This is a genomic window from Microcoleus sp. PH2017_08_TRC_O_A (genome assembly GCF_020738665.1).
Classification (GTDB): Bacteria; Cyanobacteriota; Cyanobacteriia; order Cyanobacteriales; family Microcoleaceae; genus Microcoleus.
The window spans coordinates 58,671-82,756 of record NZ_JAEQCE010000022.1 but is presented as its reverse complement, the minus strand read 5'-3'; the positions used below and the strand labels follow the sequence as shown (position 1 = coordinate 82,756).

Annotated in this window: 22 protein-coding genes and 1 rRNA gene; 9 read left to right on the top strand and 14 right to left on the bottom strand. The window is 45.4% G+C overall.

Annotated elements, in window-relative coordinates; genetic code table 11:
* Positions 1 to 83: 83 nt before the first annotated feature.
* A complete protein-coding gene (locus JGK22_RS09815) occupies positions 84 to 1,412 on the top strand; it encodes a pitrilysin family protein (protein WP_293276667.1) in 1,329 nt (442 codons plus the stop codon).
* 243 nt (positions 1,413 to 1,655) lie between these two features.
* Positions 1,656 to 2,684 (top strand): C39 family peptidase, encoded by a 1,029-nt coding sequence (locus JGK22_RS09810; RefSeq protein WP_293270325.1) that lies wholly within the window; start codon positions 1,656 to 1,658, stop codon positions 2,682 to 2,684.
* Positions 2,685 to 3,049: 365 nt separating this feature from the next.
* On the opposite strand, the gene nadC is transcribed toward JGK22_RS09810, so the two are convergent.
* Positions 3,050 to 3,907 (bottom strand): carboxylating nicotinate-nucleotide diphosphorylase, encoded by an 858-nt coding sequence (gene nadC / locus JGK22_RS09805; protein WP_293312766.1) that lies wholly within the window; start codon positions 3,905 to 3,907, stop codon positions 3,050 to 3,052.
* A 295-nt stretch (positions 3,908 to 4,202) separates the two neighbouring features.
* Here nadC and JGK22_RS09800 point away from each other — a divergent pair, with 295 nt between their 5' ends.
* Positions 4,203 to 4,418: a DUF2281 domain-containing protein gene (locus tag JGK22_RS09800; protein ID WP_293175358.1), complete on the top strand. Its 216-nt coding sequence runs from the start codon at positions 4,203 to 4,205 to the stop codon at positions 4,416 to 4,418.
* Positions 4,419 to 4,519: 101 nt separating this feature from the next.
* Here JGK22_RS09800 and JGK22_RS09795 read toward each other — a convergent pair whose 3' ends face one another.
* Positions 4,520 to 5,083: a hypothetical protein gene (locus JGK22_RS09795; protein WP_293175360.1), complete on the bottom strand. Its 564-nt coding sequence runs from the start codon at positions 5,081 to 5,083 to the stop codon at positions 4,520 to 4,522.
* Positions 5,084 to 5,214: 131 nt separating this feature from the next.
* Here JGK22_RS09795 and JGK22_RS09790 point away from each other — a divergent pair, with 131 nt between their 5' ends.
* Positions 5,215 to 7,359: a calcium-binding protein gene (locus JGK22_RS09790; protein WP_293175362.1), complete on the top strand. Its 2,145-nt coding sequence runs from the start codon at positions 5,215 to 5,217 to the stop codon at positions 7,357 to 7,359.
* A gap of 184 nt (positions 7,360 to 7,543) precedes the next feature.
* Here the strand turns inward: JGK22_RS09790 and JGK22_RS09785 are convergent, their stop codons facing one another.
* The 5 genes from JGK22_RS09785 to sufR all read right to left on the bottom strand — a co-directional run bounded on the left by JGK22_RS09785 (position 7,544) and on the right by sufR (position 9,947).
* Positions 7,544 to 7,954, bottom strand: coding sequence for a transcriptional regulator (locus JGK22_RS09785; protein WP_293196604.1), 411 nt, complete (start codon positions 7,952 to 7,954; stop codon positions 7,544 to 7,546).
* A 40-nt stretch (positions 7,955 to 7,994) separates the two neighbouring features.
* Positions 7,995 to 8,213, bottom strand: a complete 219-nt coding sequence (locus tag JGK22_RS09780; protein WP_293312764.1) for a DUF2283 domain-containing protein — start codon at positions 8,211 to 8,213, stop codon at positions 7,995 to 7,997.
* A gap of 155 nt (positions 8,214 to 8,368) precedes the next feature.
* A 5S ribosomal RNA gene (gene rrf / locus JGK22_RS09775) occupies positions 8,369 to 8,485 on the bottom strand.
* A gap of 232 nt (positions 8,486 to 8,717) precedes the next feature.
* Positions 8,718 to 9,125, bottom strand: coding sequence for a hypothetical protein (locus JGK22_RS09770; protein WP_293229511.1), 408 nt, complete (start codon positions 9,123 to 9,125; stop codon positions 8,718 to 8,720).
* Between the two features lie 132 nt (positions 9,126 to 9,257).
* Positions 9,258 to 9,947 (bottom strand): iron-sulfur cluster biosynthesis transcriptional regulator SufR, encoded by a 690-nt coding sequence (gene sufR, locus JGK22_RS09765; protein ID WP_293229508.1) that lies wholly within the window; start codon positions 9,945 to 9,947, stop codon positions 9,258 to 9,260.
* Between the two features lie 356 nt (positions 9,948 to 10,303).
* Between sufR and sufB the strand changes: the two genes are divergently transcribed.
* From sufB to sufD, 3 genes are all read left to right on the top strand, one after another.
* Positions 10,304 to 11,746: a Fe-S cluster assembly protein SufB gene (gene sufB, locus JGK22_RS09760; protein WP_293274583.1), complete on the top strand. Its 1,443-nt coding sequence runs from the start codon at positions 10,304 to 10,306 to the stop codon at positions 11,744 to 11,746.
* A 336-nt stretch (positions 11,747 to 12,082) separates the two neighbouring features.
* Positions 12,083 to 12,874: a Fe-S cluster assembly ATPase SufC gene (gene sufC / locus JGK22_RS09755; RefSeq protein WP_293196594.1), complete on the top strand. Its 792-nt coding sequence runs from the start codon at positions 12,083 to 12,085 to the stop codon at positions 12,872 to 12,874.
* Positions 12,871 to 14,193, top strand: coding sequence for a Fe-S cluster assembly protein SufD (sufD, locus tag JGK22_RS09750; RefSeq protein ID WP_293229503.1), 1,323 nt, complete (start codon positions 12,871 to 12,873; stop codon positions 14,191 to 14,193). The genes sufC and sufD overlap by 4 nt, the downstream gene beginning before the upstream one ends.
* Before the next feature lie 442 nt (positions 14,194 to 14,635).
* On the opposite strand, the gene JGK22_RS09745 is transcribed toward sufD, so the two are convergent.
* The 3 genes from JGK22_RS09745 to JGK22_RS09735 form a co-directional block, all read right to left on the bottom strand.
* The gene (locus tag JGK22_RS09745; protein WP_293175380.1) at positions 14,636 to 15,235 is read right to left on the bottom strand and encodes a TerD family protein; all 600 of its coding nucleotides are present in this window, start codon (positions 15,233 to 15,235) and stop codon (positions 14,636 to 14,638) included.
* 201 nt (positions 15,236 to 15,436) lie between these two features.
* A complete protein-coding gene (locus JGK22_RS09740; protein WP_293312762.1) occupies positions 15,437 to 16,006 on the bottom strand; it encodes a TerD family protein in 570 nt (189 codons plus the stop codon).
* 126 nt (positions 16,007 to 16,132) lie between these two features.
* On the bottom strand, positions 16,133 to 16,693 hold the full coding sequence (locus JGK22_RS09735) for an AAA family ATPase (protein WP_293189485.1): 561 nt from the start codon (positions 16,691 to 16,693) through the stop codon (positions 16,133 to 16,135).
* 188 nt (positions 16,694 to 16,881) lie between these two features.
* On the opposite strand from JGK22_RS09735, the gene JGK22_RS09730 reads away from it, so the two are divergent.
* Entirely contained in the window at positions 16,882 to 17,568 is a 687-nt protein-coding gene (locus JGK22_RS09730) for a PEP-CTERM sorting domain-containing protein (protein WP_293204415.1), read from the top strand.
* A 118-nt stretch (positions 17,569 to 17,686) separates the two neighbouring features.
* Here the strand turns inward: JGK22_RS09730 and def are convergent, their stop codons facing one another.
* The gene (gene def, locus JGK22_RS09725; RefSeq protein WP_293204413.1) at positions 17,687 to 18,220 is read right to left on the bottom strand and encodes a peptide deformylase; all 534 of its coding nucleotides are present in this window, start codon (positions 18,218 to 18,220) and stop codon (positions 17,687 to 17,689) included.
* Positions 18,221 to 18,321: 101 nt separating this feature from the next.
* Positions 18,322 to 19,566, bottom strand: coding sequence for an HhoA/HhoB/HtrA family serine endopeptidase (locus JGK22_RS09720; protein ID WP_293204410.1), 1,245 nt, complete (start codon positions 19,564 to 19,566; stop codon positions 18,322 to 18,324).
* A gap of 1,038 nt (positions 19,567 to 20,604) precedes the next feature.
* Between JGK22_RS09720 and dnaA the strand changes: the two genes are divergently transcribed.
* Positions 20,605 to 21,975, top strand: a complete 1,371-nt coding sequence (dnaA, locus tag JGK22_RS09715) for a chromosomal replication initiator protein DnaA (protein WP_293204407.1) — start codon at positions 20,605 to 20,607, stop codon at positions 21,973 to 21,975.
* 419 nt (positions 21,976 to 22,394) lie between these two features.
* On the opposite strand, the gene JGK22_RS09710 is transcribed toward dnaA, so the two are convergent.
* Positions 22,395 to 23,120, bottom strand: coding sequence for a glutamine amidotransferase (locus JGK22_RS09710; RefSeq protein WP_293204404.1), 726 nt, complete (start codon positions 23,118 to 23,120; stop codon positions 22,395 to 22,397).
* 2 nt (positions 23,121 to 23,122) lie between these two features.
* Complete coding sequence (locus tag JGK22_RS09705) at positions 23,123 to 24,073, bottom strand: diiron oxygenase (RefSeq protein WP_293175396.1); 951 nt, start codon at positions 24,071 to 24,073, stop codon at positions 23,123 to 23,125.
* Positions 24,074 to 24,086 lie beyond the last annotated feature (13 nt).

The window sequence follows — 24,086 nt, the reverse complement described above, 5'->3', positions numbered from 1 at the left end:
ATAGCCAATGGCAGATGCCAAATGCCCGATCCCTTCGTAAAAGACCCTTTAAGATATAGATAACAAGATAATTTTAAAAGCGCATGACATCAACCCTACTCAAAGCCTCCTCCAAATCGCCCCTCAACGCCCCAACAGTGCGCCATTTCCCCAACGGCCTCACAGTTATAGCCGAACACTTGCCGGTCGATGCCGTTAACCTCAGCGTGTGGATGAATTTAGGCTCAGCCGTTGAATCCGACGAAATCAACGGCATGGCGCACTTTTTAGAACATATGATTTTTAAGGGAACTCCCAGCATTCCTAGCGGAGAATTTGAGCGGGCGATCGAACAACGCGGCGCTGTCACCAATGCAGCTACCAGCCAAGATTACACGAACTATTACATCACTACAGCTCCTAAAGATTTTGCCGAACTAGCTCCCCTCCAAGTCGATGTCTTGCTCAACGCCAGCATTCCCGACGACGCCTTCGATCGCGAACGGCTGGTAGTATTGGAAGAAATTAGACGATCGGAAGACAATCCGCGCCGCCGCACCTATCAGCGATCGATGCAATTAGCCTTTGAAGTCCTGCCCTACAAGCGACCCGTACTCGGCCCGACTTCCGTCATCGAAAATCTTACCGCCCAACAAATGCGGGATTTCCACAGCAGCAGATACCAGCCAGGGGCGATGACAGCAGTCGCAGTAGGTAATTTGCCGGTCGATCGACTAATTGAAATTGTCGCAGAAAGTTTTGCCGCCAAAAGCACAGCACAAAACAGCACCATAAATCTGCCCGCCGTCAGCAGCTTTCACCCAGAATCCGAAATTCTCAACTACGGCCAAGAATCGCCATTTACCGAAACAGTCCGCCGCGAATTTGTAGACTCAGCCCTCCAGCAAGCCCGACTGATTGTCATGTGGCGGGTGCCAGGTTTCGTGGAAATGTCCGAAACCTATGCCCTCGACGTTTTGGCGACAGTCTTGGGCCACGGGCGCACAACTCGCTTGGTTAAGGATTTGCGCGAAGACAGAGGGCTAGTCTCGTCAATTTCTGTCAGCAACATGACTCAGCGACTCGGCGGTGTATTCTCGATTTCTGCTCAACTAGCGACAGAAAATATAGAAGAAGTGGAAGCAGCTATCGTCGGACACATCCGCACTCTACAAACCGAACTGGTGACAGATGCCGAAATTTCCCGCATCCGCACCCAAGTAGCAAATCGGTTTATCTTCGGTAACGAAACTCCGAGCGATCGAGCAAGTTTGTACGGTTACTATCAGTCGATGGTAGGAGATATCGCTCCCGCCCTCAACTACGCAGCCTGCATCCAAGCTCAAACTGCGGAGGATATCCGGGAAGCCGCCGTCAAATACCTATCTCCCGACGCCATGGGTGTGGTGGTAATTCGCCCCAGCGAAGCATAAAATCGACTTTTTGCTAAACAGCGCGATCGTTTCATGGCTAAGCTAGGGAGACTTGCAACGGCACCAAAAAGTTAAATCACCGTCATGTTTAATTAGAGAATACTCCGTCAAGTCCGATCGGCTGTCGCCTTAAAGGTTTGTATCGAATCATGAATACAAAGCCCTTAAGGTGCGGACGATCGGTAAAATTGCCGTAAATTTCTGAGAGGATAAACTTGGAATCATTGAAGCGCGCAGGGAATCATGAAATTACAAAACTTTCTCAAGTCAAAAATTAGGTATGATTCTAGGGCGATCGCTGCGGACGACGAACTGAGCCGCCAAATTCAAAGTCGCCTCATTGACCTAGGTTTACTGAAACCTCCAGTAGACGGCATCTTTGGCCCTCTTTCTACCGCAGCCCTCCACCGATTTCAAACCCTGATGAAGTGCGGCGAGCCGGGTTTTTTGGGAGCAATCACAGCCCAAAAGCTGATCGAAACCAAACCGGCGGACATTCCCAAACCTCGCCCCATCCTGAAAATCCTCAAAGACACAATTTTTAAATCAAAACCGCTGGCGTCTTCTCAACTTCAGGAAGCGGAAAAACAAGTAATCCCAGCGGGAAAAGAGTTTGAACTGCTGGCTTTTGCTCCGATTCGCGGCCATATTAGAGTTGCTCTCCGCAACGAGTCTTTCAAAGGTTCAGGGATTTGGTATGTTTACGGAGGACACGCTCAAGTTACTCTAGACGGCGTTTTGCTGTATCCCAAACCGAATCCGCCGACTGTCAGACTGGGCATTCCTTATCGATCGCAAATGGATAACTTGTACAATCCTACAGGTTCTTGCAATGTTACTTCCATCGCGATGTGTTTGGACTTTTTGAGAGTTCCCCGGCGCCAAAAAACCGGACAATATGAAGATGAACTCTACCAATATGCGATCGACAAAGGTTACAGTCGCTGGGAACCGAGAGATTTAGCCAAAATTGTTAGAGATTACGGCGCTCAAGATTACTTTACCGAGAATGCAACGATTGATGATGTTCAAGATTGGCTCGCCAGCGGAAATCCCGCTGTCATCCACGGATACTTCACATCTTTCGGTCACATTATAGTTGCCGCAGGCTACGACAGCGAAGGATTCTTCGTTCACGATCCCTATGGCGAATGGTTCCCCACGGGTTATGACACAACTGTCAGCGGTTCTTACTTGCACTATTCCTATCGCTTAATCCGCAGCGTTTGTATGGCTGATGGGAATTTTTGGGTGCATTTTATCTCGAAGTAGTTATTGGTTATTGGTTATTTGTTATTTGTTATTGGTAATAACTAACCAATAGAACCCTCCCAAAATGCCAATTTTGAACAGGCAGGATGCCTGTTCCACAACAATTATGGGAGATGTCTAATAATTGACTGTTAACAGTAGTCAGTTGATAGTTGTAAACCGGAGTATCTCATTTTTATAAAAAGCATTTGTCTTATTATAGTGCTGTCCCCGCTCGCGTATTGTACAATACGCGAGCGGGGACGCTCGCACTATAGATAAAAAACGCGAGCGGGGACGCTCGCACTATAGATAAAAAACTGAGATGCTCCCACTGACAACTGTCAACTGTCAACTGTCAACTGTCAACTGTCAACTGTCAACTGTCAACTGATTTTCATACTTAAATCCAGCCAAGTCGATCGCGTAATTGGAGCACTCGTAGAAATATAGTCAACTCCGGTTTCCGCCACACTCCGAATAGTTTCCAAAGTCACATTCCCGGAAGCTTCAATTTTTACCCGATCGCTCTTTTCCCGAATTATTGCCACAGCCTGCCGCATCAAATCGAAGGACATATTATCTAACATGATAATATCCGCCTTGTGCTGAAGAGCTGTCTCCACCTCAGCCAGAGTTTCGGTTTCAACTTCGATCGTCAGCGGATAGGGGATAGAATTGCGAATTAGGGCGATCGCCTCGGCAATTCCCCCAGCCGCCGCAATGTGATTGTCTTTAATCATCACCGCGTCATCTAATCCCATCCGGTGATTGCAAGCGCCACCGATTTGAGTCGCGTATTTTTCGAGCAATCTCAATCCTGGTGTTGTCTTGCGGGTATCCACCAATTGCACGGGTAAATCGGCAATTTTGTCAACATATTTCCGAGTTAAAGTAGCGATGCCGCTCAAACGCATTGCCAAGTTTAATGCTACTCTTTCTCCGGTTAGCAGCGCATCGAAATTGCCGGAAATCTCGGCGATTACTTCTCCTTTTTCGCACAGTTTCCCTTCGGGTACTTGGGGGATGAAACTGAGGCTGCTGTCTAAAAGTTTAAATGTGCGATGTGCGATCGGCAATCCAGCGACGACTCCAGCCTCCTTGACAATCCATTTAGCAGTACCCTGGATGCTGGCTGCGGGGAATAAAGCCGATGTTGTGCGATCGCCCCTACCGATATCTTCTAGCAGCCAGTTGTGCAGTAGGGAGTCTAAAACTATCCAAGGTGGCAATATTGCTGTCATGTTTTTGTCGGTTGTTATATCAATAGGAATTACGCATCAAAACCCAAGAAACCGGGTTTTTGCGATTGAATTGGGCTGTAACAAAGAATCTCGGAAAAAACCCGGTTTCTGACTACCCGTGCGTCTAGGACTGCTACTAGGAATAATAGTCGATCGGGTGATTTTCGGCAAGTTGCAGAATGATGATGGTGTGAGTGCGATTTTGGGCGATCGGGCCAGATAATGGGCTATTCTGTTGCTGACATTGGGTTTTGGTGCTTTAATGGAGTAAATGGTGCGATCGCGAGCAGAAACCATGATACAGCCACTCATTTTAGAAAAATTAGCAGAACTCCCTGAGTCTCTTCAGACAGAAGTGCTTCATTATATTGAGTTTTTGATAGAAAAGCAGGCTAAAAACTCAACCCAAGAAAAGCCGACAAAGCGAGGGGGGCTTGGAATGTGGAAAGGTAAAATCTGGATCTCTGATGATTTTGATGAACCTATCGAAGATTTAAAGGATTATATGTAAACATGAATATTCTACTAGATACTCATACTTTTCTCTGGTACTTGGAAGACAGTAAAGCATTAAGTTATAAAGCAGCATAAATTATTGAATATCGCCCTTATCTATGATAATTCACGCAATATTTTGTCGATTACCGTATCCGACAAGCCAAGCAACTGAGCGATTTGAGATGGTTCGATACCTTGACTGTGCAATTTGCAAACGACTTCAGCGACATCAATTTCGAGCCGTTCGATCTGAGTTTTGAATTTCGATTCAGTGGAGCGATCGCTGTCGGAGTTGCTAGGCAAAAAAGGACAGGGTTTAAGGTTGAGGGTGTGAACGTATTCGACGTATTGAATATAATCTCTACCGAAGTTTGAAGTGTTGCTGATATTTCGGCGATCGATCGCAGCTTTGAGATTGCCTTTTTGCATCTCTTCATCCATCACTGCGGAGAGATTTTTGAGCAGCTTGTAGCCGACTTCTCGGACATATTTTGTAGTGTAGCGGGTGTCGCGGGCGATCGTTTCGTAGGTTTTGCCATCATACATTCCCTGCAACACTAGCTGTTGTAGCGTGTTGAGATGTTTGCCTGTTTTCTCAAATATTAGACCATCGACCAATTTCAGCAATTCGTTATCGTCAGGGACGGCTTGCAACGGGCGATCGTCGTTGGGCTGCATGGGTTAAGTGAAGAAAATATAAAGTTGGGGAAACTTCGGGCTTTTTCAGTCTTTTTCGGGCTTTTTCAGCCATGACATAGATGAGACAGGTGAGGTAGATTTCTTAAATCACCAACACAAAGAAGCACTATATGCCTGACAATTTAGCTTTGCTGGACAAGAACGATGACATACTGAACGGTAGCAGCGCCAAAGATCAAGCGGATTGCGGCTGTCCTTTCAAAAAAGCCGCGACTCAAGAGACGGTATCAAATTCTCAGAATATCCAGAATATCTTTAGCTTGGGAAGCAACGATACGCTAGAAAGTTCTGTCACGCAAGACTTTTTGAATGGTAACACAGGAAACGACTTTATCTCCGGTAGTGCTGATGGCGATATTGGGCGATCGACTTCTCAAGTCGGTAGTGGCTCACTTTCGATCGATGGTAGTGCTTACATTTTGACAGAGGGAAGCGACACATTTACGATTCCCCTTGGCTTGCTCGATACTCTTTTAGGTGGTTTGCGAGGCTTAGGCGGTGCGGATTCGATTACAGGCTCAGAATCCGGGGATATCGTCTATGGCGACGAAGGAAATGACCGAATTGAGGGCCGAGGTGGTGCTGATTTGCTCAAGGGTGGCGCGGGAAACGATTTTCTGAACGGAAATCAAGGGAACGATAATCTTTCCGGCGGCGAAGGGAACGACACAATTTATGGGGGAAAGGGTGATGACTTAATAGACGGTGGCAATGGTGATGATGTCCTGTACGGTGACTTTGGGATAGATACTTTGACTGGCAGTACGGGTCAAGATATTTTTGTTTTGCCCAGTGGTAGTGCTGCGATCACGACCTCTGCTGCCGATATAATCACCGACTTCAATAAAGGCGATGATTTTATTGGATTAACTGACGGTTTAACAGAAGCAGGAGTGACTTTAGAAGCAGCTTCTATCGTACCAGGAAGTTCAGATACGGTAATTAAAAATAGTGCTACTGGTGCGATCTTGGGTCGAGTTGCAGGAGTGTCACCAACAGACGTGCGAGGACGCTTAGTAAAAGCAAACATTGTAACTTATGACATCCCAAAAGCCAGACAGATATCAGCCGATACTTATGAAATGACTCTTGCAGGCAGTGATGGAAGTCAGTTTGTTTCTACCATCAAAAAAACTGACACTCAAGTGTATCAGGAATCTGTCAGATACACACCATCGAATCAGGGCAACAGTGGCCTTCAACCATTCACAGTTCGCTACAATCCAGATGGGACAAGAGGCGAACTTCAAAAAGCAGGTTCCTCCAACTCAGTTATCCTGCAACGAATTGACAATAAATCAGGCAGCGTAATAGAGAAAAGTGCGACAGGCGAAACCGAAGTTGGGAAAATAGGAGACTTTGGAACTGACTTTGCCAGAAATTTAGCATTAGAGATTAGTTGCATTTTTGGCAAAGGTTTTTGTGACGCATTTGAGCAAACAGCAGATATGGTAAGTAAATGGAAAGATGGTGCTGCAAAGGTTGGATCTGTGTTGGAAAAATTTCGATTACCAGTAAATGGGAGTAGCAGTGCCATTGAGGAATTTGAAGTAATCAGTCAAACTTCTGGTGTTATTTGTACAGCTTTGTTTGGCAACGACGAAGCCCTCAAAAAAGCAGTAACAGGAGCGGCCGAAGATAAAATTCCTCTTCCTGGGCCACTGACAAAACTTCTTAAGATTGGCGATTCAGTTCAAAACTTATTTAGTGGCATCAACAAATTTTTCTTTGATGGTAAAGGCGAACTATCATCTAATCTTCGCAAAGAATTAGGAATCAATGCTTGCGATCCGCAATCTCCGACAGTTCCGCCACCGCCAAGTACAAATCCAAGTCCCCCAGCACCAGCCACTGCCTCCTTAAAAATAGAGATAAAACCGTCTGCTATCCCTTATCTGGGGACTGCTAACCTGAATGTCAAATACTCGAATCCGGCCAACGACAGCAGAATTGTAGAGATCACGGGTAGTGGTCAAAAAGGTCTGGGATCTACCAGTTTTCTAATTCCAGAAGATAAAAAGGGTCAAGGAGAGTTAAATTTCACTTTGACAAATCGCGGGAGAGAGCTAGGAGGACCGGGTAGTGAAAGCTTGGATAATTTCTTAGACGTTGGGATTGGGAATGGACGGGGAGGAGGACTATTTGCTAATGATTACAAACAACTATCATTCGATCTTCTTGGAGCTCCTAATCCCCTAGATTTCTTGGAGAACGTCTATACGGTTACTTCGGTAGAGGGCTTGACGCGGCGATAACGGCTATAATCGGGCGGGCACGGGGGCACCGCCCCTACGGTCATTCGGCATTTCCAGTGTGATGTGGAGTTGGTTTAAGGGCGATATTGAATAAAAATTGTAAGGGCGGGTTCACCGATCGCTCTTGCCACCCACCGATAATCTTGATAAACCCGCCCTTCCCAACCGATAACTGCGATCGCAATTAAAGAAACAAACTAATATCCACGTGGAAAAAATCGGCTAATTTTCTGGCTTCATCTATTTCGATCGCCCTTCCACTAACAAAAACTTTATCAACCTCAGTTTCCGTTCCCAAAACAGGAATCAGATCGGATTTGTCCAAATCTCTCGCATCCATTAAATGTTGCAACATTGAACCACCATTTCCTGCGGGAATTGGATAATTTTCAGCCTCAAATTTTTCAATCAGCGTTATCAAAAGCTCCAGAAATAGCTCTTCCTCCTGCGATCGCATAGGGCCGTGTTCCAGTTCGCAAGCGAGAGCGATCGCAGCCTCGTTTTCTGCTTCATTGGCGATCGGTTTTGGTTGATACCGAACCACTAAATCTGTATAAGATTTTGCATCAAAAGTACGGATCATTTTTCCACTCATCCTTACTTAGATTTGCACAGGTAGCGATCGCTTTCCCTGTTTAAGCTACAGTAAAAGCTATATTTTCTAGCACCACATTAGGTACATTTCCACTACCTAAAACCTGTGTAGCATCTAAAACTTCTATCCCTACCAATAACTCATTTTCCCCAATATTTAAAGCAATTTCGTCAGTTAACTGTAAAGTTCGGCACTCATGCTTACCTTCTACAAGTCTAATGTATAGAGCGTCAATTTCGGAATCATAACTAATCTTCATAAAGTTTTACCTCTTATTCTTCAGTCCGCGAAGGCGGACTTCGTTTGTGTAGAAGCGGTTTCAACCGCCGAGTGATAAAGATAATGACTAACAACTCCCCAAAAAACTAAAGCTCCTTTCCGTTGTTGCGGGAAAAGAGCTTTAATTTATTATTAACCTGGCACCGAGCTATTTTACCGGGCAGTGACCCGCCGAGTATCTTCGCCATAGCAACGTTTAACAACCGAGTTCGGGATGGATCGGAGTGGTTCCATTACATCATAAGCACCAGGAAAGCTTTGAAAACTTTGAATCCTGTGTCTGCGTTAAATTTGATGTTTTGCATCTCTTTCGCTCGACATCCATTACATTACCAAACTCCCCTAAGTTTGTCAACCCCTTTTTGAAAGATTTTTTGCTGAGATGTTGCACCTTTCTCACTGAACAGGCAAGATGCCTGTTCCACAAAGACACAAAGAGTAAATTTTCTTGTGGGGTGGGCATCCTGCCCGCCCATCAGTCCTATCACAAATCCAAAAACGCCGCATCCACACCCTGTTCTCTGCGAATCTTCCCATCCTTTACAAACCACGCCACAACCTGCTTAACTGTTAATTGCTCGATCGCCCCTCCAACTTCCACAGCAATTTGCCTCAAAGGCCGCAAAGACGCAACCACCAAATTCGTAAAAAAGTTTTCAAAACTAGCATCAACTTGAATTGACTGCTGAATACTCTCATCATTCTTAACCCAATCCATCACCTGCCCATTAGTCACCTCAGCCACCGGCAAACCAGTCTCCCCAGCAATTTGCTTCAACACCCTCAAAGCATAAATTGCCAGCCGCGCCGAAAACTTTTCCTTCGACGACAACAGCGCCATATCAACTTCCGCACACTCTTCCGGCTTTAAAAAATCAGCTAATGGTTCCATAGTTATTAGTTACTTGTTATTTGTTATTTGTTATTTGTTATTTGTTATTTGTTATTTGTTACTTGTTACTTGTTATTTGTTACTGCTAATCCATGACATCCGTGACATCCGTTAAATCCGTTACAAAATCCGTTACAAAATCCGTTGCCGAACTTCCTTCCTTGCAATAATCAAATAACCGCAGCGGTGTTCCCCATCAATAATCCAGTGAGTGCGCTCTATCGTACAATCCGGCAACACAGCAGCAAACATCTCCAACTCATTACCACAAACACTCGGAAAAGTTTCAGCCACATTAGAAATAGCACAATTGTGTTCCATAAACACAAATCGATCGCCCTTATCGCGATCGCACAAATCATCATCCACAGAATCTACAGGATACCACTCAGCCATGTAACCTTCATCCCTGCGAAGCTCCATCAACCTAGCCACCCGCTCTTGCAGCGAACCCGCACCCATCACCCTGCGGTACTCCATCGCCTTACCTTGCCACTGTTTTCGCAGGATAGAAATCACTTGCTCGCGGCCAACAGTCTCAGCCAAAGTATGCAGAAAAGAAACCGCAAAATCGCCATAACGATTCGGGAAGCGATCGCGCCCCAGACTGGTAAGCTCATAAATGTGCTGCGGTCGCCCCATCCCAGCCTGAACCGACCGATACTGAATCAGCCCCTCCCCCTCCAAATCCTTCAAATGACGGCGAATCGCCTGGGGGCTGACATCCAAAGACTCCGCCAACTGGAGAGCCGTCCCTTGACCCCCCTTGAGCAAAAACTGCAAGATGTCTTGTTTAGTGGAAGTCTGCTGAGTCTGCATCATCTTCACAAAAAAATATTTCTGAGACTTTGACAATATCACTATTGTTAATGTAGCTTAAAATATAGTAAAGCAACAGATTTGTTGTTTAACTCAACAGAGCAGTCCAGCAAAACTCGCTCAAGCCCAGACAGCCAACCAATTTTGGATTTACGATTTTGGATTTTAGATTTACTCCACCCGCTCAGTGTGAAGCTTAGAAATTTTAGATTTACTATTTACGATTGTTCCGTCCTTAAAGGACAGGGCTTGCACCAAGATTCCCCAATCCAAAATCCAAAATCTAAAATCTAAAATTCCGTTGATTGCCCGTCTGCCATCTTTGAGAGCATTATCTAGAACACTGAACACGCAAAATAATGAGTTCTACCACAGCCCAAACCCTAGTCAACCAGCCCTACAAATACGGTTTCGTCACCGACATCGAGTCAGACACCATCCCTCGCGGCTTGAGCGAAGATGTAGTGCGGCTGATTTCCTCCAAGAAAAACGAACCGGAATTCTTACTGCAATTCCGCCTCAAAGCATACCGCAAGTGGCTGACCATGACCGAGCCGACCTGGCCTCATGTCAACTATCCCGCGATCGACTACCAAAACATTATCTACTATTCCGCGCCCAAACAAAAGCCCAAAAAGCTCAACAGTTTGGACGAAGTTGATCCGGCACTATTAGAAACCTTCGAGAAATTGGGAATTCCCCTATCCGAACAAAGACGGCTGGGAAATGTCGCCGTCGATGTCGTTTTCGATAGCGTTTCAATTGCCACAACCTTTAGAGAAAAACTAGCCAAAGACGGCGTTATCTTCTGTTCCATCACAGAAGCCGTCAAAGATTATCCCGAACTAATCGAAAAATATCTTGGCACTGTCGTACCAGTCGGCGACAACTTTTTCGCAGCCCTCAACTCCGCCGTATTCACCGACGGTTCCTTCGTTTACATTCCCAAAGGCGTAAAATGCCCAATGGAATTGTCAACCTATTTCCGCATCAACAACGAAGATTCCGGCCAGTTCGAGCGCACCCTAATTATCGCAGAAGAAAACAGCTCTGTGTCTTACTTGGAAGGCTGCACTGCGCCGATGTTTGACACCAACCAACTGCACGCCGCCGTCGTGGAATTGGTAACAATGGACAATGCCGACATCAAATATTCCACAGTGCAAAACTGGTACGCCGGCGATGCTAATGGGAAAGGCGGCATTTACAACTTTGTGACAAAGCGCGGTTTGTGTCAAGGAGTCAATTCCAAGATTTCTTGGACACAAGTAGAAACCGGTTCCGCGATTACTTGGAAATATCCCAGTTGCGTGTTAGTTGGTGACAACTCGGTGGGCGAATTCTACTCGGTAGCGCTGACAAACAACAAGCAGCAAGCTGATACCGGCACCAAAATGATCCACGTCGGCAAAAACACTCGCAGCACGATTATTTCCAAAGGAATTTCGGCGGGGAATTCTTCTAACAGTTATCGCGGCTTAGTGAAAATGGGGCCGAGTGCGAAAGGCGCTCGCAATTATTCCCAGTGCGACTCGATGCTGATTGGCGATAACGCTCAAGCGAATACTTTCCCTTATATTCAAGTGCAGAACCATACTGCTAAAGTGGAACATGAAGCCTCGACTTCTAAGATTGGGGAAGAGCAATTGTTCTTCTTCGCGCAGCGGGGAATTTCCGCAGAAAATGCCATTTCGATGATGATTAGCGGTTTCTGCAAAGACGTTTTCAATCAGTTACCGATGGAATTTGCGGCGGAAGCTGATAAGCTGTTGAGCCTGAAACTCGAAGGAAGTGTCGGGTAGAACTCACATCTTGCACTATTATCAAAAAACCTGTAGGGGCGGGTTCACCAAAAACCTTAAAAGGTGCAAACAGGTTAAATAAACCCGCCCCCACCCACCAAAAAGCCCCTGATAGAACTCACTGTAGGGGCGGGTTCACCAAAAACCTTAAAAGGTGCAAACAGGTTAAATAAACCCGCCCCCACCCACCAAAAAGCCCCTGATAGAACTCACATCTTGCACCATTATCAAAAACTTGTAGGGGCGGGTTCACCAAAAACCTTAAACGGTGCAAACAGGTTAAATAAACCCGCCCCCACCCACTGTAAACTGCATTGAGGCCAAGGAAAAAAAGAGATGATTGTTGAAAATAGTCAAGTGATTCTATCAGTCCGCAATTTAACTGCGAATGTCGAAGATACTCAAATCCTCAAGGGTTTGAACCTGGAAATTAAATCAGGCGAAATCCACGCCATCATGGGCCCGAACGGTTCAGGAAAAAGCACCTTATCCAAAATATTAGCAGGCCATCCCGCTTATACAGTAACAGGCGGAGAAGTAACATTTTTGGGGCAGAACTTACTGGAATTACCGCCAGAAGAACGTTCTTTAGCTGGCGTGTTTCTAGCTTTCCAATATCCTTTGGAAATTCCCGGTGTCAGCAATCTGGATTTCTTGCGCGTGGCTTACAATGCTCACCGTAAACATCGCGAATTGGAAGAATTAGATGCTTTTGATTTCCAGGATTTTGTCGAGGAAAAGCTGGATATTGTTAAGATGAATGACTCTTTCTTGAACCGCAGCGTCAATGAAGGTTTTTCCGGCGGCGAGAAAAAGCGGAATGAGATTTTGCAAATGGCTATATTAGAACCGAAGTTAGCTATTTTGGATGAGACTGATTCTGGTTTGGATATCGATGCTCTCAAAATTGTTGCTGGCGGTGTGAATCAGTTGTCAAATGCTGAAAATTCGATGTTGGTGATTACTCACTATCAGCGGTTGTTGAATTACATTATCCCTGATTTCATTCACGTCATGGAAGCTGGTAGAATTATCTTAACTGGCCCGAAAGAGTTGGCGCTGGAATTGGAAGAGCGCGGTTATGACTGGGTTGTGGAAGAAGAAGCAGCAGGAGTTGGCGCGCGATGATAAATACTCAGGTTGCTACTAGGGAAATGTTTTTGGCTGATTTGGTTAATCAGTGCGGTAAGTTGGAGGTTGCTAATAGCGAAAGTTCGACTTACGGGTTGCAGGATTTGCGGGATGCGGCGACTGAATATGTGCTGGCTGCGAGTTTTCCGACGGTGAGGGATGAGGAATGGCGCTTTACTGATTTGTCGCCGGTTTTGCAAGTTCCTTTTCATGTACCGCAGAGCAATCAGTCAAATGTTAAGCTGACTGATATTATTATGCCTGTGAAAAATCGGGATGATTTACCATTAAGATTGGTATTTGTTAACGGTTTTTATGCGCCGGATTTGTCAACGGGGAATTTGCCGGACTTTTATGTAGGTAATCTATCCAATGTACCGGAAAAATATCGATCGCGCATCACCGATGTTTTGAGCAAGCACAAACAGCAAACTGAAGTGTTCACAGCCTTGAATACTGCGGGTTTGGTGGATGCTGCGGTGGTGTTCGTACCGGCTAATATGTCGATCGACCTTCCGATTCATTTGCTGTTCTTGACCGCACCAGGTGCATCTGGGACGATGTGTCAGCCGCACTGCTTAATCATAGCTGAGGCTGGCAGCAACATCACTGTCGTTGAGGATTACGCAACTATCGGCAATGTACCCGCTTTTACGAATGCTGTGACGGATGTTGTTGTCGGCGAAAACGCCACTGTGAATCATGTTCGGCTTCAGCGCGAAGGTTTGGATGTGGTGCATATTGGCAAAAGCGCGATCGAGCAAGCGCGCAATAGTCGTTATACTTGTCATGCTATCAGTTTGGGCGGCAAAATATCGCGGCACAATTTAGAAGTATTTCAGCGCGGGGAAGGCACCGAAACAACTTTAAACGGCTTAACCGTAGCCTTTGGCGAACAGTTGGCGGACACTCACAGTTTAATCGATTTCAATCATCCCCACGGCACAAGTCGGCAATTGCACAAGTGCATTGTCGGTAACAAAGCCCGCGCTGTATTTAACGGCAAAGTTTTTGTTCGCAAAGCCGCACAATTAACAGATGCCGGACAATTGAGCCGGAATTTGTTGCTGTCGCCGAGAGCACGTGTCGATACAAAACCGCAGTTGGAAATTGTGGCGGATAACGTTAAATGTTCCCACGGTGCAACTGTCAGCCAGTTGGAAGATGATGAACTTTTCTACTTGCAAAGCCGCGGCTTAGATTTAGAAAGAAGTCGCTATTTGCTGATTGATGCTTTTGCGGCGGAAATGCTCAATCAATTGCCGATTGTTGGAGTGGCAAAAATGCTTTCTACCTGCATGGCTATCCAAGAATAACTGATTGGTTAGCATACAAATTAGGACACAGCAATGCTGTGTCCCTACCCATAAATCTTGTACAATTTTCAACAAATCTGTAAGGGCGGGTTCACCAATCACATTTACTTCCCACAAACAATCTATATAAACCCGCCCCACCACCACAGACAACCTAGATAAACATAGATTTTTATTTAAATCAAAAATTGTGGTTGTCAATTTTTGATTTATTCAACTAAATGTAATCCCCGTCTGTTTTACCAGAAAGAATTGGTTTCAAGCCTCTCTCCCTTGTAGGAATAAACTAAAATCAGACTATTCATTGCTCCTATCTTTTTCCTTCTAGCCCAAGTGCTGTCAACTGTCAACTGTCAACTGTCAACTGTCAACTGTCAACTGAATGAAGGCGGGTATATGTGAAAAGATGAATTATCTTTTGAACACAAGTGAAGCTTTTTATTCACCGCATAAACGAACCGACAACACCGTTCAAATCTTCAGCCAAAGGATTTCCCAAGGCCTTAAATTTCCACTCGCCACCTTCTCGATAAACTTCTCCCATCAACATATTTAATTTGCCTTCATAGGAAGGATCGCTTGACAAGCGATAGCGAGCAATTTCTTTTCCGGCTGCATCTACAGCCCTCACAAAAGCATTTTCTACCATGCCAAAATGCTGTTGTCTGTCTTTTCCATTGTAAATATTTACGCCCAAGATAATTTTGTGATATTCTGCTGGTAAAGAGCTTAGTTTCACAAATATTTGTTCATCATCTCCGTCTCCGGCTCCCGTGAGATTGTCGCCGGAATGAACAACTGTTTTATCCTTCGACTCTAAATGAGAGTAATAAATTACATCTTCTTTGTAATTTTTTAATTTGCCATTTTCTCCCAGCAGCAAAGCGTAGGCATCTAAGTCAAAATTTGCACCGCTGCTTCTACCGAAAAGACCTGTTTTAGCTTGCGCTACATCCCAGCCCAAAGCTAATGTTAATCGGGATAAGTCGAATTCACTTTTGCTGAGTACGATCGATTGTCCTTTTGTCAAGTTAATAGCCATATCTTTGTAATTGTGTAAGGTTTATCGTGCAATACAGTTCTGATCAGATTTAGGTTGAAACCGCGCCTATACAAACAAAGCTCGATATCAGCGGGTTGAAGAACGGGCGATTGAAATTACCTGACTTTCTTCAGTCCGCCTCTGGGGACTTTGTTTTTTTAGACGAGGTTTCAATCCTACGTCTTCTCTATTTCCTTCTGATCAGGCGTACTTATCTACAAAGCTTTGCAAACCTGAATTGTAACCTTGTCCGACAGCTTGAAACCTCCACTCGCCATCTTTCTTGTAAAGTCTGCCAAACTCCACCGCAGTCTCCTTCCCAAAATCCTCATCCAAATCGTATCTAGTGACTTCAATGTCAGTAGTAGTGTCGTAAATCCTGATAAAAGCATTCCGCAGTTGACAGAAATTTTGCCTTCTCGATTCCGCTTCGTGGATTGTCACCACAAACACAATTTCTTGCACCGCAGGATCTACCTTGGTTAAATCGACTGTAACTCTTTCATCATCGCCACTTCCTTCTCCGGTTCTGCTATCTCCCAGATGTTTTACAGAAGAATCCGGCGACTCGTTGTTATTGTAGAAAACAAAGTATTTTTCGCTGGGAATTTTACCAGCAGCGCCCAGCATAAACACGGAAGCATCTAAGTCAAATGCCGCTCCGGTGTCTGTAGCGTTGATATCCCATCCCAAACCGATCCCGGCATTTTTCAGCCCCGGTGCTTCTTTAGAAAGATTGATTCTTCCGCCTTTTTCCAAGTTGATTGACATTTGCTCTCCTGTTCGCGACATCACTGATGTTATTTAACAATTATACGACAAATTTTAAATGTCAAGGATCATATGTCTTCTCTTTAAACGATTGATTTAGGAGCGCGCATTCGGCACATAGCGATGTCAACTCACTGATTCATCTTGTAAATGTGCCAAAATCCGATCGACCGTTTCTGAAACCGTTAGATGGGTTGAATCCAGCCAATAACCGAGATGAGGGGTTTCGGTGCGGAGGATGCGATCGAATTCATAAACCATGGTTTCGTTGGCATATCCGGTCTTCAATCGTGCTGCATCCCGTGCCGCTACAACCTCTGCCGAGGGACACAGAACGATCGCACACAACGGCACATCATGAAACGAGGCAACTATCTCAGCAAGTGCCGAACCAATGATAATGTCTTGATAGACAACGGTAAAGCCAGCCTGGAGATATTGTCGCGCTGCCATTGCTGCCAGGTGATAGCGCAATTGAAGTTGCTGATATGCCTCTGCTGACAAATTTAACGTCATTTGGGCCTGCCCATTCACGATCGCGCGACGAAAGATATCCCCGCGCAGGTGAACGCTTTTGGGCAACCTTTCGGCAAGTGATTGGGCAACTGTTGATTTTCCAGCAGCCATATTTCCGGTAATTAAAATAATTTGTGGCTGATGATTTTCAGGTTGTTGATTGCTGTTCATAATGTTAAAAATTATACCACCAACTTTTAATATCAATAACAACTATACAAGAAAATGAGTGATAAAAATATTTTAAAACGTAAACGTTTGTGAATATTGTAGATACTTGCTTGCCATTATTTATTATGAGGGATATTCTAGTTACATCGATTAGAGAGCGAGTTGATTAGGGACTTCATTGAAAAGTTATGACCAATAATACTCGAAACATACTGGCAGTTTTAGCAGGGACAGCGATCTGCTACGGAGCAATTTCAATAGCCGATATGCCGATCGCCCGCTCGGCAGTTCTCACGTATAATTTGAAGGCGCCCGGATTTGCCAGCGGTTTGGTTAAGTTTAGCAACTCTGGGATTGCAGGAATAGGCATAGAAGAAGCTACAGTTTCTGAAGGGAGATTAAATACTGTATTTGTTGCCGGATTAGCTGGACCAAGTTCGCCAGAATATCGATTGCCACGCAGAGAATATTATGATTTAGCAGGAGCAATAGCTTTATTTTTTGAAGGGGAATTTCGCGGCATAAAAGCTAGGGGTTCAGACAGATTAACCGAAGTAGTTGACATTCCAGACACAGGATTTGGAGAGTATTACACGAGATACGAGTCAGGAGCAGCCTGGTCTTTGGATACCAATGGATTATCTAATCCCGGTCGGTGGATATCTGGATTTGAGGGATATACTGAAACTTATATCTACGCTCGCACTCATTTTCTTGGTGTTGAGCGATCGCCCTATCGCTCTGGTAACACTATGTTGTATGAACTGGCAGACACGGCAGCCGAACCAGTTCCCGAACCAATGACTGTTGCGGGAACTGCTTTAGCATTGGTTGGTTTTGCGGGTTTCAAGCAAAGAAAAAAGATGGCATCTTGAGGATGCAATCGCCGTACTTATGTAATCTCAAAATCTCGAATTTACTACTTTGTATAGGTTGCACGAACAGTCTGCTCACCAGTACAATGAGTAACAATCGGCTAACAGTATTGCACAGCTAAAGTAATTTAACAAATTGCTGCTGATACTCATCCTCTGTCATCAGTTCTGTCGTGCTTTCCACCCTGTCTAAAAACACGATCCCATCTAAATGGTCGTATTCGTGCTGAAAAATTCTGGCCACAAAGTCTGTCAATTGTTGTCCGTGAAGTTTCCCATCTCTACAAGTGTATTCAATTTCGATCGCCCTACTTCTCGGCACCAATCCCCGAATCCCCGGAATACTCAAACAGCCTTCCCAGTCTTTGGCTGTATCTGTTGATGCAGCGACAATCCGGGGATTAATCATCGCTGTCGGTTCCATGTGCGGTGCTTGGGGATACCGCAGGTTGGGGCGGGATGCGACGATGAACAGCCGATCGCACATCGCAGCTTGAGGGGCGGCAATTCCCACTCCGTGCGCGTGTTGGACGGTAGAAATTAGGTTGTCGATTAGCTGTTGAATGCGATCGTCCTTCACATTCTCGACAACTTGCGACGGTTGGCGCAGTACCGGATTTCCTAATTGTGAAATTTGCAAGATTTCTGGCATAGTTATTGGTTAGTTGTTATTTGTTATTGGTTATTTGTTATTTGTTATTTGGTTATTGTTAAATAACTACTGCCAACTGCCAACTGCCAACTGACAACTGATTATCGAACTTGTTGAACGGGCAAACTCCCCGGTTTCACACTCAAATTAACTATTTGCCCGTTGCGGTTGATTTCCATTTGCAAATTGCCGCCAACCTTCGCATTTTGCACGAAGTCCTGAACAGCTTCCGACTGAATAATCGGCTGATTATTAATCTTTTGAATCACATCTCCAGCCCGCAAACCTGCGGCGGCTGCGGGAGAATTAGGAACAACACTCACAATCGCCACACCCCGATCGACTGCAACTCGCAAATTGCTGTTAGCATTGCCGTTAATTTGCTGCTTCACCTCCGGAGTCAGCGTCGCCATTTCAATACCCAGATAAGCGTGTTCGACTTTCCCCGTCGAAATCAGTTCCTGCGCCACCTCTTGCGCCGCCTGAATCGGAATCGCAAACCCCAATCCTTGAGCACCTTGAATAATCGCCGTATTCATCCCGATCACTTCACCCGAAGCATTCAGCAGCGGGCCGCCGGAATTTCCCGGATTGATTGCAGCGTCTGTTTGAATAAAACCAATGCGCTTGTCGGGTACGCCCACCTCGGTACTCGATCGCCCTGTAGCGCTAATAATCCCCGCTGTCACCGAATTGTCCAAACCCAAAGGATTGCCGATCGCGATCGCCCATTCCCCAGACAGCAGCTTATCAGAATTGCCGATCGTCACCACAGGCACATCATTCGCCTCAATCTTCACCACAGCAACATCCGTCACCTTATCCGCCCCCAACACCCGCCCCTGATAGCTGCGGCCGTCCTTGAGAGTGACATTTACCGTATCCGCGCCCTCCACAACGTGAGCGTTAGTGAGAATCACGCCGTCAGTCCCGATCGCAAAACCCGAACCAGTACCCCGTTCGATTCCGCCCCTGCCGCCCGAATTTGGTTGTCCACCAAAAAAATCCTCCGGCGAAACCCCTCTATTTCCTGGTTTCACCTTGCGCGAAGCATCGATCCGCACCACAGCCGGCCCCACTTTTGCCACCGCAGCCACAATAAAATTCACATTAGCCGCATCCCCCGACAAGGGAACAGGCGACAAGACTTTGCTAGCTTGAGGCTTAGTATTAGCAGGCGGCACTTCCAATCTCGGTTGCAGGGTTCTTTGTCCCCCATCCCCCGAATTTGCACGCAATTGAGAAACCGACAGCCGATCGCCCAACATGGCGGCTCCTGCTCCCGTTACCAGCAGCAATATATAAATTGCCGGTTGCTTCCAAAATTTGCCAGTAGAACTCTTCATCGCTACGTTTTAAGGCTTTCGGGCCAAATTTAAATACTTGCCTAGCAGCTCTTTGATACCTGCTATATCCGCAGAGCCACAAACAAAATTTTTGGGCGATCGGCAGACTCCCTTAAACTCTAGCATTGACCGAAAGTAATTTGGTCAGCCGATTGTAGATTTTAGCTAAGGTTAATATTTCAGACAACTTGTTGATCTACACTCATGTTTCAAATTTTTTCTCATTTTTTTTCGTCTCCCGGCTCTACTTGGGGACATAAATCGATCGGCTCTACCTCCCGTGAATCAGACACAAGCGAGGAAGAGCCTGGGAAATAAGGGCTATTTGTGTTTTTTGTTCAGGGTTTTAGGCAGTTGCCAAAATACATAGGTTTGTCTAGGTTTTCTCAGAATTTGACGAAAACCAACAATAATTGTGATAAACTGGGGAAACGCTTGATTAGTGCGGGTTGCTAAAGCTTACTGGGTATGAAAACCACAGAAAAACACTTGGCTCAAACTGATCGTCAAAAAACCAAATATTTCAAGTCCTCTGCTAATCAAGGCAGTCTCTAACTGGGAAGAGTAGGCCAACCTGAGCAAAAAGGCAAGCATATAGCACTTGCTCTAGGCAAAACATAGACCGCTAAGTTTGATTTACAGATTTCTGTAGGTTTTTAGAAGCGGCATATAAACTCCTTGGTCTGTACAAAGACCATAAAAATGGGAAATTGACGAGCGTTTTTGGTGGCAGCCAGTCGCTCTGAAAAAAACAAGCGATCGAAAGCGTCTCTAGTAACAGCTAGGGGCGCTTGTTTGCTTGTTAAGGTGAGTCTAACACTGCTTTAGCGTGTATATAATTGTTACGGAAAATATTTTGGGCAATTGTTTTACTCCACTATCAACGAGGCAGAGCCTCTAGATATGGGTTCCCAAACAGATCCCAAGCCGACACCATGTCGCTCGATCGATCGACATTCAAAATCGCCACTTCGATTAAACTGAGTTCTGTGAGAATACAAATTGAATCTCTTGAATGCCGATCGGCAAAGGTAAGCAGTGGACATTACGCTCGAAAGTCTGTGGAATCAGATACTTGAACGTCTCCAGGTACAACTGAGCAGGCCTAGCTTTGAGACGTGGATCAAAACGGCCAGAGCCGAACAACTCGAAAATAACTGTTTGATCGTCAGCGCCCCCAACCCCTTTGCTCGCAATTGGTTGCAAAAATACTACGTCAAAACGATCGCCGACGCAGTTGAAGAAATTCTCGGCTATCCCGTAGAAATTTACTTGACAATTGCCGGGGGAAATGAAACAGGTGGTAGCAACGACTCCGCCATGATTTGGCCATCCCCGATCGCCGATAGCCCCGAAAGCCACTCCCTACACCCGCCGAAACCTGCCCATTTAAACCCCAAATACGTATTTTCCCGCTTTGTCGTCGGTTCCAACAACCGCATGGCCCACGCAGCAGCCCTCGCAGTAGCCGAGTCTCCGGGCCGAGAATTCAATCCCCTATTTTTGTGCGGCGGCGTTGGTTTGGGCAAAACTCATCTCATGCAGGCGATCGGTCATTATCGCTTAGAAATTGACCCCAGCGCCAAAGTTTTTTACGTTTCAACTGAAAAATTCACTAACGATTTAATCGCTGCCATTCGCAAAGATAGTATGCAAACTTTCCGCGATCACTATCGCGCAGCCGATGTTTTATTAATAGATGACATCCAATTTATCGAAGGCAAAGAATACACCCAAGAAGAATTTTTTCACACTTTTAATACATTGCACGAAGCCGGAAATCAGGTAGTTTTAGCTTCCGATCGCCCGCCGCAGCAGATACCCCGCCTGCAAGAGCGCTTGTGTTCCAGATTTTCGATGGGATTAATTGCCGATATTCAATTGCCAGACTTGGAAACACGCATGGCAATTTTGCAGAAAAAAGCCGAGTATGAAAACATGAGGCTGCCGCGAGATGTCATAGAATACATTGCTTCTAGTTACACTTCCAACGTTCGGGAATTAGAAGGTGCTTTAATTCGAGCCGTAGCATATCTTTCTATTACCGGTTTGCCGATGACTGTGGAGAATATCACCCCGATTTTGAACCCGCAAACTGAAACCGTAGAGGCGACACCCGATGCAGTCATTGCAGTTGTGGCTGAGGTGTTTGATGTTTCTGTGGAAGACTTGAAGGGTGTTTCCCGCAGGCGAGAAATTAGCTTTGCCCGTCAAATCGGGATGTATTTAATTCGGCAGCATACCGATTTGAGTTTGCCGAAGGTTGGCGAAGTTTTCGGCGGCAAGGATCACACGACAGTGCTTTATAGTTGCGACAAAATTGCTCAGTTGCGGAATACCGATCCGACTTTAGCCCAAACTTTGCGTCAATTGAGCGATCGAATTAACGCTGTCAGCCGCAAGACTTGAGCAGAACAAAGAAGGAAGCCATGACAGGGGGAGCATCTCAGTTTTGCATTTACAGTGCGAGCTCTTAAGCTCGCACTACCATAAACAATGCTTCTTGCAAAACTGAGATGCTCCCATGACAGGGATTCGGACGGGTGCATTTCAATGAGTGCAAATATATTCGTAGGGGCGAAGCATTTCGGTAGTCAATCTCTGGTTCTCACTAATAAATTGTCTACCGAAATGCTTCGCCCTTGTAATATCATGCGTGAAAAAATGTTGCAACAATAAAATTGTTGGGCGATGTGAAACGGAGGGTTGTTTCGTTCACCCAATGTGTAAGGTGCGTCGCCCCACCGATTTTCACTCTTTTTTAGAGATTGTTTAGGGCGACACACCCTACATATACTCTCAAACTGTCAACTGTCAACTGTCAACTGTCAACTGTTGAAAGCCTGCGGTAAAGACGCTAACCAATCTTCCCAGAACTTCGCTGCTTGAACTGATAAATGTCCAGCATAACGAATTGTATCCTCTCGAAGTTTAGCGACTGTGATATCAGGCGTTGCTCCAATTTCACACGCATGACCAATGAACCACCGTTCTAATCCTTGAGCTGTGACTTCTGGATGAAACTGCAACGCCAATCCTCCTTTTTTCCATGAAAAAGCTTGGTTTTGATAAATCGCACTAGCCGCTAAATGAGTGCTATCAGTAGGCAGATCGAAGGTATCTCCATGCCAATGAAGAACGGCTGTTTTATCTCCTGCTAAGTGAGCAAGTGGTGTTTGCTGACCTGCTAGACTCAGGTTTAGAGGAGACCATCCAATCTCTTTTTGCAATCCAGGATAAACTTTCGCTCCTAAAGCACGAGCCATCAACTGTGCCCCCAAACAAATCCCTAGCGTAGGCAAATCGTTAGCAAGACGATATTCTAATAGACGTAACTCATCAATTAGAAACGGATAATCCTGCTCATCGTAAGCTCCAATTGGGCCTCCAAGAATTATCAGCAGACTTGTGTTGCGATCGATCTGAGTCAAATCATCCGATCCAGCTTCTAAATATCTGACTGTGTAGTTTTGCTGATTCAATGCTTCAACTAAACTTCCCAGATCCTCAAAGGCAATATGTCTAATGACAGTGGCGTGTTTCAAAGTAGTCACCCTTAAATCAATTCGTAATCTGCGAAAACTTGCTCAATTGTACGATCGTCCAACACTCCAGCGGCTGCAAACATTTTTAAGGTTGGATTGGCAGCTTGTCGAACAAATTTAGCAATTTGGCTGGGTACGTAAACCTCTTCTAGAATTCCTTCCGAATCCTTTGCATTAAAGCCTAAGCGCCTCAGAATACTGTATTCGAGTTGGCGATCGGGGCCCAGAAATGCCCATACCAGTTGTGGCAGTAATTGTCCCATTTCCTCTTGCTCATAGGATCCAAGGCTTTGCCAAAGGATGGGGAACAAGCCACGAAAATAAACGCTGTGCAACGCTTCGTCAGCCGCATGATCGCCGATAACCGCACGGACAATAGGAGAGACTTGAGGATCGTGGGGAACATTGTTAAGAACCTTTGTCACCAGAGTTTCTGAGATTGTGACAAAAAACAGTTGAATGAGATGGGGCGACAGCCGAGTTTGATGTTCAGCAATAATTTTCTCGATGATGCGATCGAAGTGTGGACGACCAATAACCGATCGATCGAGTCCGAATGCCTCCTCCACCTGAGTTGAAAATAATTCAACAAAGAGAGCGTGTCCTCCTTCATCGCAATAAATTCGCAGAGCATCATTGCGCTGAAGCGTGCTTAAAAAAATGGGTGCATTTCCTTGAGCCAGACTGCTGCAAACAGGATTGACATGACTCAATTCCAACAAAGTTGTGAATTGTAAATGAGCAAGGAGTCGATAAGCTAGAACCGTTACCCGATGAGTTGAATCTGACGCAATGGCAGGATGATCGGCTAACGGGACGAGATCTGGAGAAAAGGGTAAACCTTCAATGTTACCTTCCCGAAGAGGTTTGTTCCGTATCCAACTTGATTCATTCCATCGGCCCAAAGGGCTTTTGTAGTTTTCCTGAAAGATAGATGCACCTAGCTTGTTCACTGTCATCATGAAAAAGTTCCTT